This is a genomic window from Blautia sp. MCC269, from assembly GCF_018785655.1.
In the GTDB taxonomy this organism is placed as follows: domain Bacteria; phylum Bacillota; class Clostridia; order Lachnospirales; family Lachnospiraceae; genus Blautia_A.
This window is the reverse complement of sequence record NZ_WQQE01000006.1, coordinates 53,996-79,749: the sequence shown is the minus strand read 5'-3', so window position 1 is coordinate 79,749 and position 25,754 is coordinate 53,996. Positions and strand designations below refer to the sequence as shown.

At 43.1% G+C, this 25,754-nt stretch carries 17 protein-coding genes and 1 riboswitch; all 17 genes read left to right on the top strand.

Annotation, left to right across the window (positions count from 1 at the left end):
- The first annotated feature begins 119 nt into the window (after positions 1-119).
- The 17 genes from GPK88_RS01765 (at position 120) to GPK88_RS01685 (ending at position 25,753) form a co-directional block, all read left to right on the top strand.
- On the top strand, positions 120-2,378 hold the full coding sequence (locus GPK88_RS01765; protein WP_148445323.1) for a hydratase: 2,259 nt from the start codon (positions 120-122) through the stop codon (positions 2,376-2,378).
- A 158-nt stretch (positions 2,379-2,536) separates the two neighbouring features.
- Positions 2,537-3,283: a hypothetical protein gene (locus GPK88_RS01760; RefSeq protein WP_177291244.1), complete on the top strand. Its 747-nt coding sequence runs from the start codon at positions 2,537-2,539 to the stop codon at positions 3,281-3,283.
- A gap of 12 nt (positions 3,284-3,295) precedes the next feature.
- Complete coding sequence (locus GPK88_RS01755) at positions 3,296-3,538, top strand: hypothetical protein (protein ID WP_215707485.1); 243 nt, start codon at positions 3,296-3,298, stop codon at positions 3,536-3,538.
- 376 nt (positions 3,539-3,914) lie between these two features.
- Complete coding sequence (locus GPK88_RS01750; RefSeq protein ID WP_174095776.1) at positions 3,915-5,987, top strand: hybrid sensor histidine kinase/response regulator; 2,073 nt, start codon at positions 3,915-3,917, stop codon at positions 5,985-5,987.
- Between the two features lie 626 nt (positions 5,988-6,613).
- Positions 6,614-6,719: riboswitch (cyclic di-GMP riboswitch) on the top strand.
- Between the two features lie 112 nt (positions 6,720-6,831).
- A complete protein-coding gene (locus tag GPK88_RS01745) occupies positions 6,832-10,038 on the top strand; it encodes a response regulator (protein ID WP_174095778.1) in 3,207 nt (1,068 codons plus the stop codon).
- A gap of 58 nt (positions 10,039-10,096) precedes the next feature.
- Positions 10,097-11,941 carry an ABC transporter substrate-binding protein gene (locus GPK88_RS01740; RefSeq protein WP_174095775.1) on the top strand — a complete coding sequence of 615 codons (1,845 nt, stop codon included), beginning with the start codon at positions 10,097-10,099 and terminating at the stop codon, positions 11,939-11,941.
- A gap of 110 nt (positions 11,942-12,051) precedes the next feature.
- Complete coding sequence (locus tag GPK88_RS01735; protein WP_252197658.1) at positions 12,052-14,238, top strand: ATP-binding protein; 2,187 nt, start codon at positions 12,052-12,054, stop codon at positions 14,236-14,238.
- Positions 14,239-14,527: 289 nt separating this feature from the next.
- On the top strand, positions 14,528-15,601 hold the full coding sequence (locus tag GPK88_RS01730) for a hypothetical protein (protein ID WP_174095773.1): 1,074 nt from the start codon (positions 14,528-14,530) through the stop codon (positions 15,599-15,601).
- Between the two features lie 1,197 nt (positions 15,602-16,798).
- Positions 16,799-17,698, top strand: a complete 900-nt coding sequence (locus tag GPK88_RS01725; protein ID WP_330626523.1) for an RluA family pseudouridine synthase — start codon at positions 16,799-16,801, stop codon at positions 17,696-17,698.
- A gap of 140 nt (positions 17,699-17,838) precedes the next feature.
- Positions 17,839-18,936, top strand: coding sequence for a substrate-binding domain-containing protein (locus GPK88_RS01720; RefSeq protein ID WP_173761973.1), 1,098 nt, complete (start codon positions 17,839-17,841; stop codon positions 18,934-18,936).
- Positions 18,937-19,223: 287 nt separating this feature from the next.
- The gene (locus GPK88_RS01715; RefSeq protein ID WP_173761974.1) at positions 19,224-19,532 is read left to right on the top strand and encodes a hypothetical protein; all 309 of its coding nucleotides are present in this window, start codon (positions 19,224-19,226) and stop codon (positions 19,530-19,532) included.
- 16 nt (positions 19,533-19,548) lie between these two features.
- Positions 19,549-21,555: a V-type ATP synthase subunit I gene (locus GPK88_RS01710; protein ID WP_174095772.1), complete on the top strand. Its 2,007-nt coding sequence runs from the start codon at positions 19,549-19,551 to the stop codon at positions 21,553-21,555.
- Between the two features lie 4 nt (positions 21,556-21,559).
- On the top strand, positions 21,560-22,030 hold the full coding sequence (locus tag GPK88_RS01705) for a V-type ATP synthase subunit K (protein ID WP_015526259.1): 471 nt from the start codon (positions 21,560-21,562) through the stop codon (positions 22,028-22,030).
- Positions 22,031-22,050: 20 nt separating this feature from the next.
- Positions 22,051-22,644 (top strand): V-type ATP synthase subunit E, encoded by a 594-nt coding sequence (locus GPK88_RS01700; protein WP_021977448.1) that lies wholly within the window; start codon positions 22,051-22,053, stop codon positions 22,642-22,644.
- Positions 22,645-22,674: 30 nt separating this feature from the next.
- Positions 22,675-23,646, top strand: a complete 972-nt coding sequence (locus GPK88_RS01695) for a V0D/AC39 family V-type ATPase subunit (RefSeq protein WP_174095771.1) — start codon at positions 22,675-22,677, stop codon at positions 23,644-23,646.
- A complete protein-coding gene (locus tag GPK88_RS01690; RefSeq protein WP_147602678.1) occupies positions 23,639-23,959 on the top strand; it encodes a V-type ATP synthase subunit F in 321 nt (106 codons plus the stop codon). The genes GPK88_RS01695 and GPK88_RS01690 overlap by 8 nt, the downstream gene beginning before the upstream one ends.
- Positions 23,960-23,983: 24 nt before the next feature.
- A complete protein-coding gene (locus tag GPK88_RS01685; RefSeq protein ID WP_148445285.1) occupies positions 23,984-25,753 on the top strand; it encodes a V-type ATP synthase subunit A in 1,770 nt (589 codons plus the stop codon).
- Position 25,754 lies beyond the last annotated feature (1 nt).

Here is a 25,754-nt window from a genome sequence, read left to right as displayed (position 1 = left end):
CCGTTTTGTACACAAAACAATGCACCGGGCCGCTCCGCTTTTATTGACTAATGTGTAAAAATCCTCTATAATAAACGAAATTGTGAAAAAAAGAATCATTACAGATTGGAGGAACCGAAATGAAACTTTACGATACCGGTGTTTATCTTCAGAACGGCCAGGAAATCATTCCTGAGAACCAGGCGAACCTGCCTGTAGCGAAGGAAGAGGCTGCCAAGAATACCATCGCATATTCTATTCTCAAGGCTCACAATAAATCTGATAACATGGAGAAACTTCAGATCAAATTTGACAAACTGACTTCCCATGATATCACTTTTGTAGGAATTATCCAGACTGCAAGAGCATCAGGACTTGAGAAATTCCCGGTACCATATGTGCTGACAAACTGCCATAACTCTCTCTGTGCAGTAGGCGGAACCATCAATGAAGATGACCATATGTTTGGACTCACCTGTGCCAAGAAGTACGGCGGAGTTTATGTACCGCCTCATCAGGCAGTTATCCATCAGTTTGCAAGAGAGATGCTTGCAGGCGGCGGAAAGATGATCCTCGGTTCCGACAGCCATACAAGATACGGAGCACTTGGAACCATGGCCATGGGCGAGGGCGGACCGGAGCTTGTTAAACAGCTTCTCTGTCAGACTTATGATATCAACATGCCAGGCGTTGTAGCCATCTACCTGAAAGGCACACCACGCCCGGGCGTAGGACCGCAGGACGTTGCACTGGCCATCATTGGAGAAGTTTTTGCCAACGGCTATGTGAAGAATAAAGTTATGGAGTTCGTAGGACCTGGCGTTGCCAACTTAAGCGCAGACTTCCGTATCGGAATCGATGTTATGACAACAGAGACCACCTGTCTTTCCTCCATCTGGCAGACAGATGCCAAGATCGAGGAGTTCTATGCAATCCACGGAAGACCGGAAGATTACAAAGAACTGAAACCAGGCAATGTTGCATACTATGACGGTTGTGTGGAGATCGACCTTGGCGAGATCAAACCAATGATCGCAATGCCGTTCCACCCAAGCAACACTTACACTATCGACGAGCTGAAAGCAAACCTGGATGACATTCTCGCAGACGTAGAGAAGAGAGCACAGGTCAGCCTGGATGGAAAAATTCCGTTCACATTAAGAGACAAGGTAATCGATGGCCAGCTTTATGTGGAGCAGGGAATCATCGCCGGCTGTGCTGGTGGCGGATTCGAGAATATCTGTGCAGCAGCAGACATCCTCAAGGGCAAAAACATCGGCCACGATGCCTTTACATTAAGCGTATATCCGGCAAGTACTCCAATCTACATGGAACTGGCTAAGAACGGCGTTCTTGCAGAACTTATCGGAACAGGCGCAGTTGTGAAGACTGCATTCTGCGGACCGTGCTTCGGTGCCGGAGATACACCTGCAAACAATGCGTTCAGTATCCGTCATACAACCAGAAACTTCCCGAACCGTGAAGGCTCCAAGATCCAGAACGGCCAGATTTCTTCTGTTGCACTTATGGATGCACGTTCCATTGCAGCTACAGCAGCAAACAAAGGATTCCTTACTTCTGCTGAGGAGTTTGACGGAAGCTATTCTGAGCATAAATACTATTTCGACAAATCCATCTACGAGAACCGTGTATTTGACAGCAAGGGCGTAGCAGATCCAAGCGTAGAGATCCAGTTTGGCCCGAACATCAAAGACTGGCCGGAGATGGCTGCACTTGCAGACAACCTGATCCTGAAAGTTGTTTCCGAGATTCATGATCCGGTTACCACAACTGACGAGCTGATCCCGTCCGGTGAGACATCCTCTTACCGTTCCAACCCGCTTGGACTTGCAGAGTTCACACTCTCCAGAAAAGACCCGGCTTACGTAGGCCGTGCAAAAGAGATCCAGGCAGCACAGAAGGCAATCCAGGCAGGCAACTGTCCGGCAGAGGCTGTTCCGGAACTGAAACCGGTGATCCAGACCATCAACAAGACTTATCCGGATGTAGATAAGACAAACCTTGGCGTAGGAAGCACCATCTTTGCCGTAAAACCAGGTGATGGTTCTGCCAGAGAGCAGGCAGCATCCTGCCAGAAAGTACTTGGCGGCTGGGCAAACATTGCCAACGAGTACGCAACCAAGAGATATCGCTCCAACCTGATCAACTGGGGTATGCTTCCATTCCTGATTCCTGCCGGAGACCTTCCGTTTAAGAACGGAGACTTCCTGTTCTTCCCGGGAATCCGTAAAGCAGTTGAGGAAAAAGCAGACGTAATCAAGGGCTACACCGTTGAGGGCGACTCCCTGAAAGAGTTCGAGGTAACACTCGGCGAGCTCACAGACGATGAGAGAGAAATCATTCTCAAAGGCTGTCTGATTAACTACAACCGTAAATAAAATACAGAATATTTTCCGAAAGGCCGGCGATGCAGAAATCGTCGGTCTTTTTCGGAAAAAGCAACAAAAAAAAATAATAAAAATTAAAAAAACTGTGCCTGTGAAAAATTGATGAAACCCCTTGAATATGGTATGATAATACATAAAAGTGTAAAATCATGTCAATTTACACACATACATATCAGGTAAAAGAAACGGAGGTACCTATTATTATTTCTGATGAGAAAAACAAGTCAGAGATTTCCAGTAAAAAAAATCTGAAAAACAGACTCACCACAGGTACAGTTGCCCTTTTGATTGCCCTTCTTGCAGTCGTATCCGCAACGTATGCGTGGTATGTATATAACACAGGCCGTCATACCACAAAAGTCCGTATGGCAGCAGGAGCAGGAGTTAATCTGCAGATCAGCAACTCCTACAGCGGAACCTACGGGTCAGCCGCAGTGCTGGACAGTTTCACCGGAAGACTGAATCCTGTATCCACCAACCGCATCAGCGGCGGCTTCCAGAAAGTCATTGGTTTCACCAACGGAACAGAAAACCAGTCCAATCTGGTAGCCAGTCTCTTTGGACGAGGTGATTACACAGATTATTATAAGACCAGCCTGTTCTTAAGAACAAACGGAAATCCTACAGATATCTACATCGCAGACATCGGATTTGAGGACAGTGATTCCAAGAACCCCATATCCTCAGCCATCCGCGCCGGCTTTGTAGTTCACAGAATCGGCAGATCCCAGCCCGCAGACGCCGAATACATTTTTGCCATCAGTGACAAAAAGAACCCAAAGGCAGAGTACAACACTGCCAAAGGAAAAGAAGGCGATGTGCTGGACTGCACAAACAATCTGGGAAGCCAGACCCTGAAGAATCTCTCCGTATCATTTGCCGGAGTTGTAAAGTAAGGGGGCGAAGTTTTGGATACAGAAGTTAATCAGTTAAAAAGATCACTGGGAAGAGCATTTCTGTGGCTGTTCCTTCTTCTGATTGTTGCCACAGGAACAACCTTTGCCTGGTTCAACCTTACCGGAATGCGGCACACCAACGTCACACCAATGGCAGGAACCGTAAGCAAGGGCGGCAGTACACTACTGATTTCCACCAGCGAATCCGGACCTTTTGACAAAACCTGTGAACTGGTTTTAACCGGAAATCCGTAATCCCTGAAACCACTTTCCACAGATCAAAAATAAATATATTCTTTTGAAAGGTCATGGCACGAACCATGGCTTTTCTTTTATCCTGATTTTCCCTATCGTCTACCATCCCCAATCTCCTCCACGCATTTTCGATACATCTGATGAATTGCTATTTTCCCGACTTCTGGTATAGTCATGTAACTGAAAAGAGAACTTCAGAAGGGAGAAATGCAATATGCGAAAAAAGCAGGACATCATGTGGGAGCAAAGTACACTTTGGGAATCGGTGGAGAAATGGGTGACTAAGTATTTGAATAGTTACCACACTCTTTTTTATTGACGGACACACAAAAATAAGGATATAATTCTTACTAGAAGATTGACGAGGAGAAGTTGTATGAGTCAGGACATTATTAATAATCGTTTTTTGGAAGAATCGGTATTTGCTATTGCCGATGGATACTGCGTGATCAATCTCACAAAGAGTATCGTACGTGGTTCCATGTATCAGGTAGTTAATGGAAAAAAATATAATCTGAATGAACAATTAGGTTTGCCGGAAAATTCAAGCTTACAGAGTCTGGTAGATGCATGGGCATTGACCATACCTGAGGAAGGTCTTAAAGATTTTCTGCACGAGTTTAACAGAGAACGATTATTAAATCGGTTTGAAAATGGTGAACGGCATATATCGTTCCGATACTGGACCAGGACTGCTACTTTTGAGCCTATGCTTGCAGAAGATCACATGGCTCTGTATCGGGAAGAGGAAACCGGAGATGTCATTGCAGTTAATTATGTTCTTGACCGTACAGAACATTATCGCTTAGAGGAAAAAGAGCGGGCACTGGAAAAATCAAACAGAGAGTATGCGAAGCTTCTGGAAGAAGAGAAAAAGCATACAGCTATGATCGAGGAATTGACAAAGAAACTGCAAAGTCAGCTGGAGTTGTTTACCGTATCCATCCCCGGCGGCGTCAAAATCAGTAATGATGACCCGGAATACTCTTTCAAATATGTTTCAGAACAATTTGCAAATATGCTCGGTTACGCAACACCAAAGGAACTGTTGGACGCTTCTGGCGGTAACATTATCGGCCTTGCTCATCCGGACGATGTGAAGGTCGGACTTGCAGATGCATTAAATCAATATACTCATTCCGATCATTATGCTACTATTTACCGGATACGCTGTAAGGACGGTACATACAAATACATCGAAGATCGTGGACAGAAAGTGATAAAGGAAGACGGAACCATTGAACATTGGAATCTCATGCTGGATAAAAATGACTTCATGCACAAATCAATTGCCTTGGAAAGTGAAAAGAAAGCAAATAAAAGCAAGTCTGATTTTCTCTCCAGGATGTCTCACGATATGAGAACCCCGCTGAATGGAATTATCGGATTGCTGAAGATTGCTGAGAAACATTTTGATGACAGGGAATTGGTCCTGGAAAATTTCAGAAAAATGCAAGTAGCTGCAGACTACCTATTGTCTCTTATTAACGATATCCTTCAGATGAGCAAGATTGAAGATGGAAATGTACCTCTGACGCAGGAAATCATCAACTTTAAGGAATTAAGCCAGGATGTTCTGGCTATCATAGAACAGCGGGCAAAAGACAGAGGAATCCAGATGCAGTTCTGTTCAAAAAAAGAAGGGCTTCGATATCCTTTTATTTATGGAAGTCCGGTGCATTTAAGACAGATATTTCTTAATATTTATGGAAATTGTATTAAGTATAACCGAATTGGCGGCAAGATAAGAACTGTATCAGATTATACAGAAGCTGTTGACGGAATTACGACATATGAGTGGACCATAACTGATACTGGCATTGGTATGAGCAGGGAATACCAGGAGCATATATTTGAGCCGTTTTCGCAGGAAAGAGAGGATGCAAGAAGTACACAGCAGGGAATTGGACTGGGAATGGCGATTGTAAAAGGTCTGATTGAAAAGATGGGTGGAACTATTGAAGTTAAAAGCAAAGAGGGAGTTGGCTCAACCTTTATCATCAGGATTCCGTTTAAACTTGCTCCCGCACTAGATACAGTAAAGAAAACAGCGGCACAGATGGATATCAGCGGATTAAACTTATTGCTGGTGGAGGATAATGAACTGAATGCAGAAATTGCGGAAACGCTGTTGTCTGATGAAGGTGCAAATCTGACAGTTGCAGAAGATGGACTGCAGGCAGTCAGAATGTTCCAGGAGAAACCGGAAGGTTATTTTGACGCAATTCTGATGGATATCATGATGCCTGTAATGGATGGGATTACTGCGACAAAAACAATCCGGTCACTGAAACATCCAGATGCTGAGACGATCCCGATTATTGCCATGACAGCAAATGCATTCAGAGAAGATAAAGAAAAGTGTCTGGCAGCAGGAATGAATGCTCACTTGGCAAAGCCTATAAAAATTGAAAACATAAAGAGAATTTTGTGTGAATATTGTGTGTAGTGGTTGCAACTTCTCAAATCCGTATACCTATTTTTCACGTTGTGTAGGATATTATAACGTAAATGTAAAACTGGCAGGTATTTCTGCTGAATAAGACAGCAAATATGAATTAAAAGGTCATGGCAGAGCCATGACTTTTCTTTTATCCTAATTTTCCCTATTATCTACTATCCCCAATCTCCTCCACGCATTTTCGGTACATCTGATGAATTGCTATTTCCACGACTTCTGGTATAGTCATGTAACTGAAAAGAGAACTTCAGAAGGGAGAAATGCAATATGAGAAAAAAGCAGGACATCATGTGGGAGCAAAGTACGCTAATAACAAAGCAAATACAAGCAATAAAAATGGAATTCCCTAAACCAGAACTCCACTTTATATTATTTCTTCAATAATATCTTCGTATAAAAAAATGTCTCCCCTGGGGCACATCTTTGAGAGGTGCGGGGAGTCCTGTTAATATTATTATATGTATAACAGATAATAATATCAATGTGCAAAATAGCCCAAATTCATCCTAATCCCTGACAATGCAACCTGACATACGCAAAATACACAGATTTTCTATCCAACATTATTGACGTATGAAAAACTTCGTGGTATTTTATTTTTGATAAAAATGGAAATTATTTCAGGGCAAACCTGCTGAAAGGCAGGGACGCAAAGCCAGAAGTGGCTAAAATCAGTGTGATGTTAAAGAAATATAGTAGGGACGCTGGCAGGTTTTGGAAGGTGTCCTTTTTTGTATGCAAAAATGGATAAGAAAACTGGCAGGGATAGGTTCTCTGTATACAGATAAAAGCAGGATAACGAAGCATGAAACAGAGTGAGGATTTTTATAAAATGGGAAATTATGAAGACAAAATATATTCTTTAAGTGAGACTGTACCGGGACAGACACAGACCATGTCACAGGCAGTACAGAAAACACTGGAAAATAATGGCGGAGTAGGCATAATGACAGGATATTATGACCAAAACCTGTCTGTTTTATCTGTGAGCAATCTGCTGTTACATAGTACAGGATATACATTCGACTCTTTTATGAAGCAGACAAACGGCTCGTTGAAAAACTTCTTTTATGACGAGGAAGATAGACTGGAGCGAGACCGTTTTTTGCAGCTTCACGGAACAGGGGAAGCACAGATCCTTACAGCAGACGGTACAGTGAATAATGTACGGCTTTGTAAAGAGGATGCGACAGATGAGGCGGGCAGACAGATATGGGTTATGTCCGTACAGGTCAACTGGGATCATGTAAATCTGGCACTGCTCAATGAGGCTATCTGTTCCGGCTTCTGGTATTTTGACTGTGACGAAAACAGTGAGATTGTGAATGCAAACTGGAGTCATGAATTCCGAAAAATGCTTGGCTATCATGACACTCTGGACTTTCCGAATAAACTGGAATCCTGGTCAGATCTTCTGCATCCACAGGATAAAGAAAGAGTAATGGTGCAGCTTCAGGCGGCAATTAAGGATAAGACGAACCAGATAAAATACCAGGTAGAGTATCGTATGAGAATGAAGGATAATCAATACCAGTGGTTTCGGGCATCGGCAGAAGTAATACGCCGTCTGGATGGTTCTGCCAGTAGGATTGCTGGGATTTTTATTAACATTGATGGGGAGAAAAAAGAAATCATGCAGGCACAAAAATCTGCTGCTTTCCACCGGGCTTTTACGAAAGCAGATCTGTGCGAGTATTATGTGAATCTGGAAGCGAATACTTTTGATACCTTTAAGGTTGAACCGTCCCTGATGACAGTCTTTGAACAGAGTCATACATGGGATGAACTGATCCGGCATTTTGTGGATTCCTATGTTGTGGAGAAAGATAAGAAGGCGGTATCCTCTTTTTACGACCGTGGTTATATTGCAGAAAGGCTGAAGGGTCTGGAAACCGAATTGGCTTTGGAGTGCCGTATCACTCTGAATGGAGAAGAACGATGGGTCCGTAATGTGATCATACGCGGCGAGATAGAGGATTCAGAATATGCCATGATCTTTCTGCGGGATATCACAGAGACAAAGGTGGAGAGTGCACGGCATCTGCAGATGGCAGCGGATAATGCTTCCATGGAGCAGCTGATCCAGAGTATTGTGCGTCTGGTTGACCGTTTTGTTGTCTGTGATCTGGAAAATGACAGATATGAATTCTACAATCTGAATGGACAGATGATATATAAACCTCTGGGATTTTATCATGATTTTCAGATGCAGGTTCTTGAAAAATATAAGACACTGGAACCATTGGAAGCTATAGATATCCTGATAGCCCCGGATAATATTCGGAAAAAACTGAAAAGTGAAAATGATATTTATAAGTTTGAGTATTGCAGCCAGGATGAAAAGACTTATAAGATCGCTTCTTACATACCCCTGGAATGGGAGGATGGAAAACTGGTAAAAGTATTGCTGGCATCCATGGATGTGACACAGGAGAAAAAAGCAGAGATTGAATCCCGTCAGGCACTGAAAGAGGCTTACCGTTCTGCAGAAAATGCGAATCGTGCGAAAACAGAATTCCTTTCCAATATGTCCCATGATATCAGGACACCAATGAACGCCATTGTCGGTCTGACAGCGATCGCAGGAGCAAATATTGAGAGTCAGGAGAGAGTTATTGAATGCCTCAGCAAGATTACAGAATCAAGCCGCCATCTGCTGGGGCTGATCAATGAAGTGCTGGATATGGCACGTATCGAAAGCGGAAAAATGACGCTGGCACAGGAAGATTTCAATCTGTCAGAACTGGTGGATAATCTTATTACGCTTACGAAACCGGTGCTTGATGAACATAAACATAATTTTGATATACATATTAATCACATTGAACATGAGGATGTCTGCGGTGACAGTCTGAGGATTCAGCAGGTATTTGTGAATCTGATGAGTAATGCGATCAAGTATACACCGGATGGTGGGAATATTATTTTTTCCATAGAGGAAAAGCCAAATGGATTTTCAGAGCTTGGATGCTATGAATTTACGATTGAGGATAATGGAATCGGTATGTCACCGGAATTCCAGAAAATCATGTTTGATCCTTTCAGTCGCGCAGATGACCACCGGACAACCAGAGTTCAGGGAACTGGTCTGGGAATGGCGATCAGCAGAAATATTGTTAATCTGATGAATGGTAATATTAAAGTGGAAAGCACCTTACATAAGGGAACCAGAATTACGGTAACGATTTACCTGGAGCTTCAGGAAAAAGAAAAAGCACAGGACAAAAATCTGATGAATCTTCCTGTTCTGGTTGTGGATGATGATAAGACATGCTGTGAAAGTACAGTTGCCACACTGAAGGAAATTGGTATTATGGGTGAATGGGTTCTCTCTGGCAGGGAAGCGGTTGAGCGCTGTTATGCACGGCATGAGTTGAAAGATGATTACTTTGCTGTTATTTTAGACTGGAAGATGCCGGAGATGGATGGTATAGAGACTGCCAGACAGATCCGGAAACGGATAGGAAAAGAGATCACCATCATTGTATTAACATCTTATGAATTCAGCGAGATTGAAGAAGAAGCAAAGGCTGCAGGTGTAGATGCTTTTATTGCAAAACCGCTGTTCCGTTCCAGGCTGACGGCAACATTGCGGCAGTTTACTTCGGACAGAAAAGAAAAAGCAGCAAGAAATTATCTGCAGAAGCTGTCAGAAGCAGATTATACAGGAAAAAGAATTCTGGTGGTTGATGATAATGAGTTAAACAGAGAAATTGCTGTTGAAATTTTACAGATGACAGGGGCAGAAGTGGAAACAGCAGAAAATGGAAAAGCTGCAGTTGAAAAAGTGGAAGTTTCTCCGAAAGGCTTGTATGATCTTGTTTTTATGGATATCCAAATGCCTGTCATGAATGGTTATGAGGCAACCGCAGCGATCAGGAGCCTTCCGGGTGAACAGGGAAAATTGCCGATCGTTGCCATGACTGCCAATGCTTTTGCAGAAGATGTACAGCTGGCAAAAAACACAGGCATGAATGGACATATCGCAAAACCGCTGGATATGAATAAGCTGAATGATGTCCTGGAAAGCTGGCTGTAATTGATTCCCGATTATTGAATTAATGTTTTTAGCAGGAAAGAATGAGGAAAATACGAGTATGAAAAAGGCAAAACATTGTCTGATAGCTTTATTGTCAGGGGTGCTTGTAGCAACTACTGTTTTGTCTGGCTGTGGACAATCTGAAAAAGCAGTATCTAAAAATGATGATCACCTTACTGTGTATCTGTGGGAAAATCGTTTAATGAAAAATATTGTACCCTATATCTATGAGCAGTTTCCGGATCAGGATATTGAGTTTATTACCGGCAACAATGATACCGATTTATACAGTTATTTTGAAGAACATGGTGAACTGCCGGATATCATAACTGTACGTCGATTCTCAGGAACAGATGCACAGGATCTGGAGCCGTATCTTATGGATTTTGCTTCTTATGATGTGGTTTCCAGATATTACTCTTATGCATTGCAATATTATAAAAACTCAAAAGATGAGATTCAGTGGCTTCCTATCTGCGGTATGCCGCAGACGATCATTGCCAACAAGACATTGTTTGAGCAGTTCGGGATCAAGATACCGGAAAATTATAAGGAATATGCACAGGCGTGCCAGCAGTTTTATGATAATGGTATAAAACCTTATTCTCTGGATCTTGCAGAAGACTGGTCTGCTCATGAGGTGATCCAGACCGGTGCAATTGGTGAATTCATGAGTCTGGATGGAATCAAATGGAGAAGTTCAGCTGAAAGTTCATCAGGGGATATCGCGTTTGATGACACATTATGGGAACGTATTTTTTCAGAAACCAATACATTTTTGAAGGACTCACATTTTACAAGTGATGATATTAGCGTCGATATTAATACTGCAGCGCAGATGTTCCTTGAGGGAAAAGCAGCAATGTTTCATGGTTATCCGGCACTTATGCAGGAATATCAGGAACAGATGGATGCAGAATTAACCCGTATACCGTTTTTTTCACAGATTTCGGATGAAGCTTTTATAAATATGACCCCTTCTCTGAATATTGCATTCAACAAAGACCTGGAAAAAGATCAGGAAAAACTGGACCTGGCATTCGATGTCCTGGATCGTATGATTTCAAAAGAAGGACAAACGCTGATTGCAGAAGGAAAGGGTGTAATTTCATTAAATGTAGATGTTCCAAACATGATGGAAGATGTACCTGGCCTTGAAGATGAAATTAATAATAATTCTGTTTATATCCGATATTCTGCTCAAAAATCATTTGATGCCAGCCTTAAGGCTGTTCACGGATTATTGTCAGGGGAAATGGATGAAACACAGGCTTATGATGCTTTTCGCAGCACAATGAACAGCAAGGATTCAAAAGAAGAAACCACAGTTAATTTTGAAAACGAATATGCCATTTCGCTAAATGATAAAAACGGTCGCGATGCGGCATCTTCTATTTTAACTACGATCAGAGAAGAAAATGATGCTCAGCTGGCTTTGGTACCATATTATTATTTTACTTCTTCCATTTACAAAGGGGAGTGCACCGGCAGCCGGGTTGCTTTGATGACAGCAAAGAGTTCAGATACACCATTATATCTGGCAAAAATCAATGGCAAAGAGGTTTATGAACTTGCGGAGAAATATCTTGCTGATTCTGATGAGAAATTTCATGTAACCAATAAATATGAATTACCAATTGCATCCGGTATGAAAATAATCGTCAGTCAGGAGGAAAACGGATTCTCATTACAGGACATAGAAGTAAATAAGAAAAAAACAGACAAAGACAAGGAGTACTCTATTCTTCTTACAGACACCACAATGTCTGTTTTGAAAAAAATAAATCCGGAATGTGAGATCAGGCAGCTTAAGGACACAACATTATCAAGTGCATGGACTGCAGCAATGGCAAACGGACAGCAACCGTCAGCACCGGAAGATTATATAGAGGTTGAAAAATAAAAGTGGGAAAAGAACAAGTGATAACAAAAAGAAAAAAGATCATAGTACCATTGTTTTTTTTAATTCTTATACTTTTAAGCTTAATTTTTGTAAAGCTCCTTTTGAACAGGATGAACAGCTATATCGCGGAAAACGGGAAAAGCAGTATGGGAGCTGTTGTTGAACAGATACAGCAGACCTATGATCTGCAGGTGAATGGATACTACAGCCAGCTGCATTTGCTTGAGGATTCTCTTATTCAAAAGGAAGTGAGATCTATTGAACTGGATAGAAACAAGAAGTTCTTTGAGGCATGGCAGAAAGAATCTGAAAGTACACTTATATTTCTCCAGGAAAATGGAAAGGCAATAACCACTGATGGAACAAAACTTCGGGTTGACATGCCAAGTAAACTTTTGTTGGATTTGAGGAACGGATATAATATTGGAAAATTGGTTTCTCTTGATTACAACCAGAAGAAAAAAGATGGTTATCTGGTTGCAATTCCATGTCAGGAATATACGATTAATGGGGAAACTTATACGGCAATTGGAACCTTGTATGATCATTCAAAATTAGATTCCATGTTAAGTTTGAAAAGCTATAACGGGAATGCGTATCTGTTTATGCTGGATAACGACGGAAATATTACTTATACAAATCAGAAAGAAGATAAATTTTTTAGGAACTATTTTTTGTTAAAGCATTTAAAAGGAGATCAGGCTATCACTGAGGAAGAGGCTGATTCTCTTCAAAAAAAGCTGGATGGCAGAGAACAGGGGGTAGAACTTCTGGGAAGTGACAAACCTTACTATCTGGGATACTGTCCGATAGAAAATAATAACACCATGCTGATCTGTATTGTAGAAAAGAGTGTTGTAGATAATGTACTGAAAGGTTATCAGAAAACAATAGGATTTACAACATTACTCATGGCAGGTTTTATACTTTTGCTTTTTGCCGGATTATTCTACAGTATTTCCAGACGCCGTCTTGCTGATCAAAAAGCTGAATATGAAAAAAGAAATAATGCGATTCAGATACAGGCATTGAGGGAAATGCAAGTCGCCAATAAAAAACTGAAAAAGGCAAAGGACATTGCAACGGAAGCCTTGCAGACAGCTGAAAATGCAAATAAGGCGAAAACAGATTTCTTGTCCAATATGTCACATGATATTCGTACACCAATGAATGCAATTATCGGTATGACGTCATTGATCAGACATGATGCAGGCAATAAAGCGAAAGTAATAGAGTATGCAGATAAAATAGACATTTCATCACAGCATCTGTTAGGAATCATCAATGATGTTCTGGATATGAGCAAAATTGAGGCAGGAAAAACAGTTTTTAAGTATACCGATTTTTCCATCTTGGATTTTATTACAGAACTCAATACCATATTCCATTCACAGATAGACGAAAAAAACCAGACTCTTACGATCATAAAAGAAAACATCCGGCACGAGTGGGTGAATGGTGACAAGGTTCATTTAATGCAGATTTTCAGCAACTTGGTTTCTAATGCAGTGAAATATACGCAGAAAGGTGGAAAAATTCAGTTTCTGGTAGAAGAATGTGAGACAAAGTCATCTGTCTACGCAAAGTACCGTTTCTTAGTCAGCGATAATGGAATAGGAATGTCGGCAGATTTTAAAGAGACGATCTTTGATGCTTTTACCCGGGCTGAAAGTTCTGTGACTAATAAGATACAGGGAACCGGTCTTGGAATGGCTATTACCAAAAATCTGGTTGAAGCAATGGGAGGCACCATTGATGTGGAGAGTGAACTGGGACAGGGAAGCTGTTTTGAGGTTCTCATAGATCTGAGAATTGCAGAGGGCAGAAAGGTTGTTTTGACAGCACAGGAAGAAATAGATGAACCGGATAGTAATACCTTGAAAGGAATGAGGTTCCTGTGTGCAGAGGATAATGAGCTAAATGCAGAAATCCTGATGGAACTGTTAAAGATTGAGGGCGCAGAGTGTATCATCTGTGAAAATGGTGAAAGAGTTCTGGAGGCATTTGAACAGTCTGCCCCAGGGGATTATGACATGATCCTGATGGATGTGCAGATGCCTGTTATGAATGGCTATGATGCAACGAGAGCAATCCGCAGGAGTACTCATGAACTGGCAAAGACGATTCCGATCATTGCTATGACCGCCAATGCATTTTCTGAGGACATTCAGTATTCTCTGGCAGCCGGTATGAATGCCCATATTTCAAAGCCGGTTGATATGAAGACGTTGGAAAAGACGATAAGAAGAATAAAAATCGGCGGGAGGGGCACCGAAACGCAGGCCATTGAACAGTGACAAATGGATATAAAAAGCAGAAAAACATATTTAACAGAAGCAGCCTGCCGGGTTTTATCTGAAAAGATGATTCCCAGGCAGGTTTTATTTTTTGTCCGGAAAGTTGAAAAAATCAATGTGTAAAATAGTTGAAATTTACAACCTTCATTCTATATGCTAAAATGAAAAACAATGAAAATTGGAAAGGAATCAGTGATACAGTTCAATATCAGAAATTCCTTTTTGAATGCAAAGCATGGAGCAGAATTCGAATGCCCATTTACTGTAAAGAAACAGATAAGGTGATCAGATGACAGACAGAAAAGTAAAACTGCAGAATGAGATAGAGCAGTTATCGCCGGAAGAGCTTGAGAAAGAAATTGAAAATAATAAAAGAAAAGTTGCACGAAGCATTATATTTATAGCAGCCGCAGCTATTGCTTTTATCGCGATCTGTATTGCCTGGTTTGTCAGTAATAACCGGGTAAGCGGAACTTCTGGAACAGTCAGTGCAAAATATTCGGGGATAGAGATCGGCTCAGAGGGAAAAGCCGGTGTTCATGATGATCTTCTGCAGAGAATAAAAAATGGAATTAACACATCTCAGGGTGGAAGCATAAACTGGATGCTGAGTGAAAACAGTAATATGAAAAACTATAAGGATGGAGACAGCTTCAATGAGACCACCGGAGCGGAGTATAGAAAAGAGTACGCCATGGAGCCGGGCACGAAAGGAAAGCTGGATTTTTTTATTAAACCATATGAAGCAGGATATTTATCATTGGACTTCTCTCTGGATATTTCTCCGTTTCATATTGAGACAGATAAGCCGGTAACTGTAGGAAATAACACTGCGGAAGCAGGTCTGCTGAGCGGGCATATCCTGTATTTCCTGGGAGAAAAACAGTCTGATGAAAATACAATAAAATACACTTGGATCAAAGACGGAAAGTTTCAAATCAAGATACAGAATGCAAAAAAAGATACAAAATACAACTATTCAATCTACTGGGTATGGCCACTGAATCTATCTACAATACTTTTGAATAATGGTGATGAATTCTTAAATGAAAGCGATGTGGAATTTGATGATAAAGACTCCACAGGAAAACTTAGGAATACTATTGTAACAGATATGACTAAACATCCGGAAAAGTATTTTTTCAGTTCACTGACGGGACAACCACTTAATACAAATTATGATGAAGTACAAGAAATTTCCAAAATTCATGAAAACAGCGGAAAGGCTGATGGTACATATGACAAACAGCTTTTTCAGACATCTATACTCAAATCCCCGGTCAGAAGAAAGGTCAATCAGACAAAATCTTCCGGTCGGGGATTTTTTGGCGAAAAGAACAGGCTGAATTCAGTTGACGTATAGGATATCCTCTGTGAAGCTATCATCTTAACGGATAAAACAAATAAATTAACAGAAAATAATCGAAAATACAAACAAATAGTAAAATATAAAAACATAAAACAAATAATAAACAAAAATATTAATATAAAAATACAAAAATGTATTGACAAAACAAAACAACAGTGTTATTATAAGACCATCAAAAAGAACAAGAGAAAAAACAAAAACAAAAAAATCAGAAATTCATTCAATTCATAGCATAGATGCACATGAAAGGATGAAAAAAAAGAAAGGAAAAGGTGATTCCAGTGGGAACATAAACAACCACATCCATCAATATGAGAGTGACAGGAACCGAATTTCCTGCAAGAAAGACCTGATACATATCACATAATGATATCCCTTAAGAAATACATCAGTTTCTCTCATAAGATATAAATAAGAACCTCTTAAATCTTACTTATATTTTAACATCAGTTAAAATGAGAGAAATCAGAAACATAAGGAATTCAGTATTTCAGGTATTATAGAATCGGTAACTCATATTGAACAACTGTCGCACACCTGATACAAAGATTTCAGGAAATATGTAAAGAAATATTTCCCGAAAGAGTAAAACCCTCAGCTCACCGGTTCGTTGGAAAGAAGAGATTCCAGGAACAGAAGTGAAGATGAGAACGATACTTTGAAATGCATATCAGATTCATAAGGATATGGATTGAAGCTTTGCATCAGAAGAATATCTGATAGGATATTAATAATAGAAGAAACGGGCAGGAACTTTTTTCAGGATACTTTAGAAGGGCTGCAGAGGAGAAAATCCCAATAGGTCGATTTGAATCAGCAGATCATAAAGTACAGAGATGACAAACGGTTTTGAATTTAAGAAGTTAAGTCCAGAATTGTTTAGGAAACAGAAAAAAGTGTAACCACCGAAATTCTTCAAAAAAAGAAATCGAACCTCGGACAAATCGATTTCAATCCTATAGAACTTTCTAAATAATCGAAAAGATATATTTACATATATCAATCGTTTATGAGCAGGAAATAAAAAAGAAGAGAGAACGTAGAAAAAGAAAAGTGTAAAAAATAGAATAAAGAGAATCGAAATTATTTTATAACCATATAAAATCAGAGATTTCGATTAACAAAAAAATCATATAACCAGAAAACATTATTCAAAAACTAAGAGGAAGAAAAATTGAATAACGAAGAGTGTTGAGACGGTCATCATTTTTGGAAGCTGTTAAAGTAAAAAAAGTGATGACCGTCTCATTGTGCGTTGATTTACCAGTTGCTATCCCAAATATCATCGGTTATACTTCTCTGAGAAAGGAAGAAAGTTGCGAAATTCCATATTCCACCACATCACAAAAATATCCCGCGGAATATTACACAGGACAGCAACGAAAAGAATCTATGTGGAACAGTCAGATCGAAGAAAACATTTTATATGAAGATAAAGAAATTCTTGTATGCAGAAAACCATCCGGAATGCCGGTACAGGCAGCAGGAATCGGAACTATGGACCTGGAAAGCGCCCTCAAAAATTACCTGGCGCAGAAAGCACCCGGAAAAATGCCATACCTGGCAGTGGTTCACCGCCTTGACCAGCCGGTAGAAGGTGTACTTGTATTTGCAAAAACTCCGGGAGCAGCCGGAAACTTAAGCAAACAGATGATGGCAGGCGGCGCCGGAAAGTATTATCTGGCAGTAACCGAAGGAGTACCAAAAGAGCAGGAGGGAACTCTTATCAGCTATCTGAAAAAGAACGGAAGAGCAAACATGTCTCAGGCAGTACCGGAAAATACACCTGGTGCAAAAAAGGCAATCCTTCATTATAAAGTCCTTGACCAAAAAGAAATAAACGGAAAGAAACGCACGCTTCTGAGAATCAAGCTGGAAACAGGACGTCATCACCAGATCCGGGTACAGCTTTCTCAGGCAGGAATTCCCCTTCTTGGGGATCGGAAATACAATCCCGCCGGTGAAAAAGGAACGTCTCTTGGACTTTGTTCCTGTAGCCTGGAATTCAGACATCCAAAAACAGGAAAGCCAATGAAATTCCAGACAGAGCCTCAGGGCAGCGCATTTCTGGATTTTGTGAAAAAACTGTAAAAACTCTGGACGGAAATACGAAAAAGTGTATAATGTAAAAAGCGAGTAACCAAATGTAAGATTTTTGTAAAGTATACGTTACTGTGGACGGATAAGAGAGGCCATGAAGAACAGTAACCAGCGAGGAAGAGGAGATTACAATGAAAAGAGTTGCAGTAATGTCAGTGGCCTTGTTGGCTGCGGCGACTCTGCTGACAGGCTGCCAGAAGGAAGAAGTAGAGAAGCTTGTTGCACCGCTTGTAGCAGATGTCCAGGAAACCCCTGAAGCACAGGAAATGGAAGAAGAGAAGAATCCGGCAATTCCGGAAATTGATACAACTCTTTCCATAGAGTCAGGAGCCAGGATCGCAGTTGTCAGTAAGAGTAAAAAAGGTGAATTCTGGGATAAAGTAAAAGAAGGAATGGAAGCTGCGGTAAAGGACGTAAACACAGCTTATGGATTCAAAAAAGAGGACCAGATCACAATGACTTTTGAGGGACCGGATAACGAGGAAGATGTGGAAAGCCAGATCAATACTCTCGATGCAGTAATCGCCGAGAACCCGTCAGTTGTCTGCCTTTCAGCCGGAGATATGGAATCCTGCCAGGCACAGCTGGAGGCAGCCAAGGAGAATGGAATCCCGGTCATTGCTTTTGATTCCAATGTCAGTGACACGAAACTGATCAGAGCTTTCCGTGGAACAGACAATACACAGATTGGTAAATATGCAGCCTATAAACTGGGAAGTGCAATTGGAAAAATGGGCAATGTAGCAGTTTTTTCCGCACAGGAGAAGACACAGAGCGCTCAGGAACGAGTGCAGGGATTTCTTGATAATATTGCCAACTATACGGATATTAAGGTGGTAGAAACCATCTATTCCGATCAGGTTGACGATATGAAGGAAGCCATGAAAGAAGTTCTCGACAAATATCCTGCACTGGATGGAGTTTTCTGCATCAATGCCAATGTTTCCGAGATGTTCCTGGAAGTAAACAAGGATAACGGTGAAAATAAAGTTGCCATGGTAGGTGTGGACGCCACCAGCAAACAGCAGGAAGCGATCAAAAACGGAGAAGAACTTGGAGTTCTTTCCCAGAATCCATATGCAATGGGATATCAGACCATGTGGGCAGCCATTCAGTCCACGGCACCGAAGAAAGAAACAAAAATAGAAAAACAGGTTCTGCTTGACCCGGCGTGGATCGATGCAGAGAATCTTGAAAGCGAAGACTACGCAAATTATATGTATAACTGACAGACAGCAACTGCAAAAAAATTAAAAGCCATTTACCAGATGAAGACATAAAAAAGATTTCATCTGGTGGATGGTTTTTTTGTTTTACAGAACATTTTTTGCGAATAAAAACAAAAAATATGAACAGAATAAACAAATAAAAAGTTTGCGAAAAAATGGTAAAAATATAACGAATTTGATGATTTTTTGACACAAAACAAATATATTTTTCGTTAAATTGCATAATAATCGTTGTTTTAAAAACATAATTGTGATACAATTTGGATATGCAGAGAGGCGGTGATCAGATGATCCAGGAAACGATCAAGGCAGTGAAAGAGGCGGAGGCAAAAGCACAGCAGAAAATAAAAGACGCATCCGTCCGTGCACAGAGTATCATCAGCGAAGCTGAAAAAGAGGCGGAGGAGATTATCAGAAAAGCGGAAACAACCGCAGGCGAACAGGCGGCATCTGATATGAAAGCAGCCGAGGAACGTGCACACAGTACAGAGAACACTGTCATTGGACAGGTAGAGGAGGAGCTTGCAGCTTTGAAAAAGAAAGCGGAGTCGAAGCATGAGCAGGCCATCCAGGCAGTAATGGACAGTTTGTTCTGAGAGGGGGAATGCGAAAATGGCAGTATTGCAGATGCAGCGAATCAGTATCTGCGCTATGAAGAAGAACCGTAAGGCCATATTGGAAGAACTGCAGTCGCTTGGAGTATTGGAGATCGATGCGGCGGAACTGGATCCGGAGCTTAAGACCATGGATACCATGAATGCCAGAATGATTTTCGAAAAGAACGCATCCCTGTGTGATCAGGCAATCGAGATTCTGGATGAATTTTCGAAGGAGAAGGAATCCATGCTGGCATCCCTGGCAGGAAAGCCTCTGATCGGAAGGAAGCAGGAGGAAGAAGCCATCCGGGATCAGGAAGAGATCCTGAAATCAGCCAGAGAAATCCTGGGATATCGGAAGAAACTCACAGAGAACAGCGCAGCGGTAGTTAAGATCGAACAGCAGGAAGCAGCGCTTGCTCCATGGCTGAATCTGGACATCCCCATGAATTCACAGGGAACAGCCAAAGCCGCAGTACTTGTGGGAAGTATCGACGGGAATGTAACTCTGGACCAGGTATACAGCCAGCTGGCAGTGGATGCGCCACAGCTTGAAGCTTTTGACATCCAGGAAATCTCAAATGATGCCGGGAAGCTGAGCCTGGTGGTTGTCTGTCTGAAGACACAGGCACAGGAGATGGAGGAAGCACTCCGTATGCAGGGATTTGCAAGGCCGGCACAGCTGGTATCAGAGGTTCCGGCACAGGAACTGGAGAACCTTAAGAATGAAGTGGTGCGCATCCAGGAAGAATCCGAACAGATCCGGGAGCAGATCCGTAATCTTCATGACAGGAAGAACTCCCTTCAGCTTGTATCCGATTACTTCCGGATCCGTGCACAGAAATATGAAGTTTTAGGTCAGCTCCGCCAGTCAGAGAGCACTTTTTTTGTGACAGGATATCTTCCGAAGAAACAGGTTCCCGCAATGGAGAAACGGCTTACGGAGAAGTACGATATTGTTTTTGAAGCAGAAGATGCTGATGGAGAAAATGTTCCGGTTGCCCTTCAGAACAGCAGATTCGGAGCGGCAGGAGAAGGAGTTCTGGCAGCGTTTGGTCTTCCCGGAAAGGGAGAGATCGATCCGTCCACCATTATGACAGCCTGTTATGTATTCCTTTTCGGACTGATGTTATCAGATGCGGCCTACGGGCTGATCGTGTTTGCGGTCTGTCTGGGAGTGCTTCTGAAATTCCCCAGAATGGAAAGCGGAATGCAGAAATCCATCCGGCTGTTCATGTACTGTGGACTGTCCACTTTGTTCTGGGGCGTAATGTTTGGCGGATATTTCGGAGATTTCATCGATGTATTCTCAAGAGTATATCTGCATAAACCGGTCACTGTGAAGCCGGTATGGTTTGCACCGTTGAATGAGCCTATGAGACTCCTGGTGTTCTCCATGCTGTTTGGCCTGATCCATATGTTCCTTGGAATGGGACTTAAGGGCTACATGCTGATCCGTGACAAAAAATATCTCGACTTTTTCTGCGATGTAGTACTCTGGTTCATGCTCCTTATGGGACTGATCCTCATCTTTATCCCGAGCAGCATGTTCCGTTCTATTTCTCAGATGGACTTGAACCTTCCGTCCGCAGTGATACAGGTGGGCAAATGGATGGCCATCATCGGAGCAGTGGGAATTCTCTTCATGTCAGGAAGAGATAAGAAGAATCCGTTCCTCCGGCTGGCGCTTGGAGCTTACGACCTTTATAACATCACAGGATGGGTCAGTGATATCCTTTCCTATTCCAGACTTCTGGCCCTGGGACTTGCCACCGGTGTTATTGCGTCGGTAATGAACCAGATGGGCAGTATGCTGGGAGACAGTATTTTTGGATGGATCGTATTTATTCTTGTATTTGTGATTGGTCATACGTTTAACCTTCTGATCAATCTTCTGGGTGCATACGTGCACACCTGCCGATTACAGTACGTAGAGTTCTTCGGCAAATTCTTTGAGGGCGGAGGAAAAGAGTTCCACCCCTTCCGCGAAAATACAAAATATGTAGATATTAAGGAGGATTAATATTATGAGTGGTATCGTTTGGGCATTATTGGGAGCAGCAATTTCCGTAGCTCTTGCAGGTATAGGTTCCGCTATCGGCGTTGGTACAGCCGGCCGTGCAGCAGCAGGCGTTGTAACAGAAGATCCGGACAAATTTGCCAAGGTTCTGCTTCTTCAGCTTCTTCCTGGTACCCAGGGTATTTACGGACTGCTGGTAGCATTCCTTGCACTTTCCAAGGTCGGAATCCTGGGCGGCGGTGTTGCCGATATTTCTCTGGAAACCGGACTTATGATCTTTGTGGCATGTCTTCCAATCGCCATTGCAGGTCTTCTTTCCGCAATCCATCAGGGAAAAACTTCCGTAGCTTCCATCGGCATCGTAGCCAAGAAGCCGGAGCAGTTCGGTAAAGCTATGCTTTTCCCGGCAATGGTTGAGACATATGCGATTCTGGCTCTTCTGATCTCTATTCTTGCAGTCAGCGGAATTCAGGTTTGATTCATCAGGAGGGGCAGATCATGACAGGATTAGAGAAGATGGTAAGCCAGATTCTTGAAGAAGCCGATGCTTCTGCAGCCGTTATGATCAGTGACGCGGAGAAAAAAGCCGCGGAGATCCTCGGGGAAGCCGGAGAAAAAGCAGATAAGATCCGGCAGCAGAGGGAAGAACAGTCCAGGGCAAAGGTGAAAAGCTATGAAGAGCGGACAGCTTCCGCCGCAGATATGAAGAAACGTACCGCAGTTCTTGCAGCCAAGCAGGAGCTGATCGGGAAGGTGATTGCGGATGCCTGTGACCGTGTGAAGAATCTGGATGAAGGAAAATATTTTGAGATCCTTAAGAGTATGGCAGAGAAATATCTGCTTCCAAGAGAAGGAGAGATCTGTTTTTCAAAGAAGGATCTGGAACGTATGCCGGCGAATTTCCGTGAGGAGATTAAAGGCCTGGCACAGAAAAAAGGCGGCACACTGGAGATTTCCGGTGAAGCCAGAAATATAGACGGAGGTTTTATCCTGGTATACGGCGGCATTGAGGAAAACTGTTCCATTGATGCCATGTTTGCAGAGAAACGGGATGAACTTCTGGATCAGGTAAGAAAGATTTTGTTTGCGTAAAACACCATCGCAAAAAGGAGGGCGTGAAATATGTTTGGTGAAGATTATGCCTATGCGGTGGCGCGGATACGTGTTCTGGAGACCGGACTTCTGAATCAGGCGGCGATCGAACAGCTTCTGGCATGTCAGGATGAGCAGCAGTGCCTTCAGATCCTTACAGAGAAGGGCTGGGGAAACGGTGATCCTGCAGCCGGTGCGGACGCCATTCTTTCCAGGGAGCGAGAAAAGATCTGGGAGATCATGGATTCGCTGGTAGCGGACCGATCTGTTTTTTCCGTTCTCTCTTATCAGGATCTTTTCCATAACCTGAAAGCGGCTGTGAAGGCCAGCATCCTGGATGGGACAACGCCGAATATTTTTTTCAGCGACTGTGCCATTGACGGCGAGGATATGGTGAAATTCCTGAAGGATAAAGAATACGACCGTTTTCCGGAAGATATGCGGGAAGTAGCAAGAGAAGCCTATGAGACCTTTTTGCACACAAGAGACGGACAGCTTGCGGATATTATCGTAGACCGGGCAGCACTGGATGCCATAAAAAAAGCCGGAGAACGGTCAAAAGAAGAGATCGTCCGGCAGTATGCGGAATCCACGGTTGCAGTAGCAGATATCCGGATTGCAGTCCGTGCCTGCAAAACAGGAAAAAGCTCGGACTTCATGAAAAAAGCCATGGCAGAATGTGACACACTGGATAAGGAAAGACTGATCCACGCTACAGTCAGCGGAATGGATCAGATCATGAGTTATCTGGCAGAAACGAAATACGGGGACGGAGCTCTGGCGCTGGCGGAATCGGCTTCCGCTTTTGAGAGATGGTGTGACAACCAGATCATGGAGACCATCCGCCCTCAGCTGTACAATTCATTTTCACTGGGACCGCTGGTAGCCTATGTGCTCGCCCGTGAGAATGAGATCAAGACGGTGCGGATCATTCTCACCGGAAAGCGCAGCGGCCTTCCGGAAGAGTTTATCCGGGAAAGGGCAAGGGAAATGTATGTATAAGATCGCGGTTTTGGGTGATTATAACAGCATTTACGGGTTTGCGGCGCTTGGACTTGATACCTTTCCGGTGGAGGATCCCACAGAGGGAAAAGAGAAGCTAAACCGTCTGGCAGCCGGTGAATATGCGGTTATTTATATTACGGAACAGCTGGCAGCCCAGCTTTCCGCTGAGATCAGTAAATACAGTGAAGCGCTGATGCCGGCAATCATTCAGATACCAGGAATTGCCGGAAATACAGGCGCAGGAATTGAAAATGTAAAGAAATCTGTGGAGACGGCAGTTGGCTCCGATATTCTTTTCAGCAATGAGTGACAAGAAAGCAGGTGATTGGTTCAGATGAGCAGAGGGACCATTAAGAAGGTAGCAGGACCGCTGGTAATTGCCAAAGGTATGCGAGATGCGAATATGTATGACGTGGTTCGTGTAAGCAGCCAGCGTCTGATCGGTGAGATTATTGAGATGCATGAAGATGAGGCTTCCATACAGGTATATGAGGAGACTTCAGGACTTCGCCCGGGAGAACCGGTAGAGTCTATGGAAGTTCCCCTTTCCGTGGAACTGGGACCTGGCCTTATCACAAGTATTTACGATGGAATCCAGCGTCCGCTGGATGACATTATGAAAGTAGCAGGCAGCAACAACCTGAAACGAGGTGTTGAGGTACCTGCACTGAAGCGGGACAAAAAATGGAATTTCGTCCCGGTTGCGAAAGTGGGAGATGAGCTGGAAGGTGGCGATGTTCTCGGAACTGTTCAGGAGACCATCGTTGTTACACAGAAGATCATGGTACCACCCAATATGAAAGGTACTCTGAAAGAGATCAGATCCGGTGAGTTTACCGTAGATGAGACCGTTGCAGTTCTTTCCACGGCAGACGGAGATAAAGAACTGACACTGATGCAGCACTGGCCGGTACGACGTGGCCGTCCATACAAGAAAAAACTTCCGCCGGCAAAACCTCTGGTAACAGGCCAGCGTGTTATTGATACCATGTTCCCAATCGCCAAGGGTGGTGTGGCAGCAGTTCCTGGCCCGTTCGGAAGCGGCAAGACCGTTATCCAGCATCAGCTTGCAAAATGGGCAGAGGCAGATATCGTAGTTTATATCGGTTGCGGTGAGCGTGGAAATGAGATGACAGACGTTCTGAACGAGTTCCCGGAGCTGAAAGACCCGAAAACAGGCCAGTCTCTGATGGAGCGTACTGTTCTGATCGCAAACACCTCAGACATGCCGGTTGCGGCACGTGAGGCTTCTATTTACACAGGTATCACCATTGCGGAGTATTTCCGTGACATGGGTTATTCCGTAGCGCTGATGGCGGATTCCACTTCCAGATGGGCCGAGGCTCTCCGTGAGATGTCCGGACGACTGGAGGAGATGCCAGGTGAGGAAGGTTACCCGGCGTATCTGGGTTCCCGTCTTGCACAGTTCTATGAGCGTGCCGGACACGTGATCTGTAATGGAAAAGACGGAAGAGAAGGAGCCCTGACAGCTATCGGTGCCGTATCTCCTCCTGGTGGTGATATTTCCGAGCCGGTTTCCCAGGCAACACTTCGAATCGTGAAGGTATTCTGGGGACTGGATGCAAACCTTGCATACAAACGTCACTTCCCGGCAATCAACTGGCTGACCAGTTATTCCCTGTATCTGGACAGTGTAGGCGGATGGTTTGACGAGAATGTGGCCAATGACTGGATGGAGCTCCGCCAGAGAATGATGACCCTTCTTCAGGAAGAGGCAGAGCTGGAAGAGATCGTAAAGATGGTTGGTATGGATGCACTTTCCCCGGGCGACCGCCTAAAAATGGAAGCAGCCCGTTCCATCCGTGAGGACTTCCTTCACCAGAACTCTTTCCACGAGATCGATACCTACACATCTCTGGAAAAACAGCACAACATGATGCGTCTGGTACTTGCATTCTATGATGCAGGCCTGGATGCATTGAAACAGGGCGCGGATATCAATGATATCGTAAAACTGCCGGTACGTGAGCAGATCGGCCGTTACAAATATACAAAAGAAGATCAGCTGGCAGCGGAATATGAGAAGGTAACCCGCCAGCTTGCAGCAGAGACTGCGGAACTTCTGGGAAAGGAGGGCCTGTAAA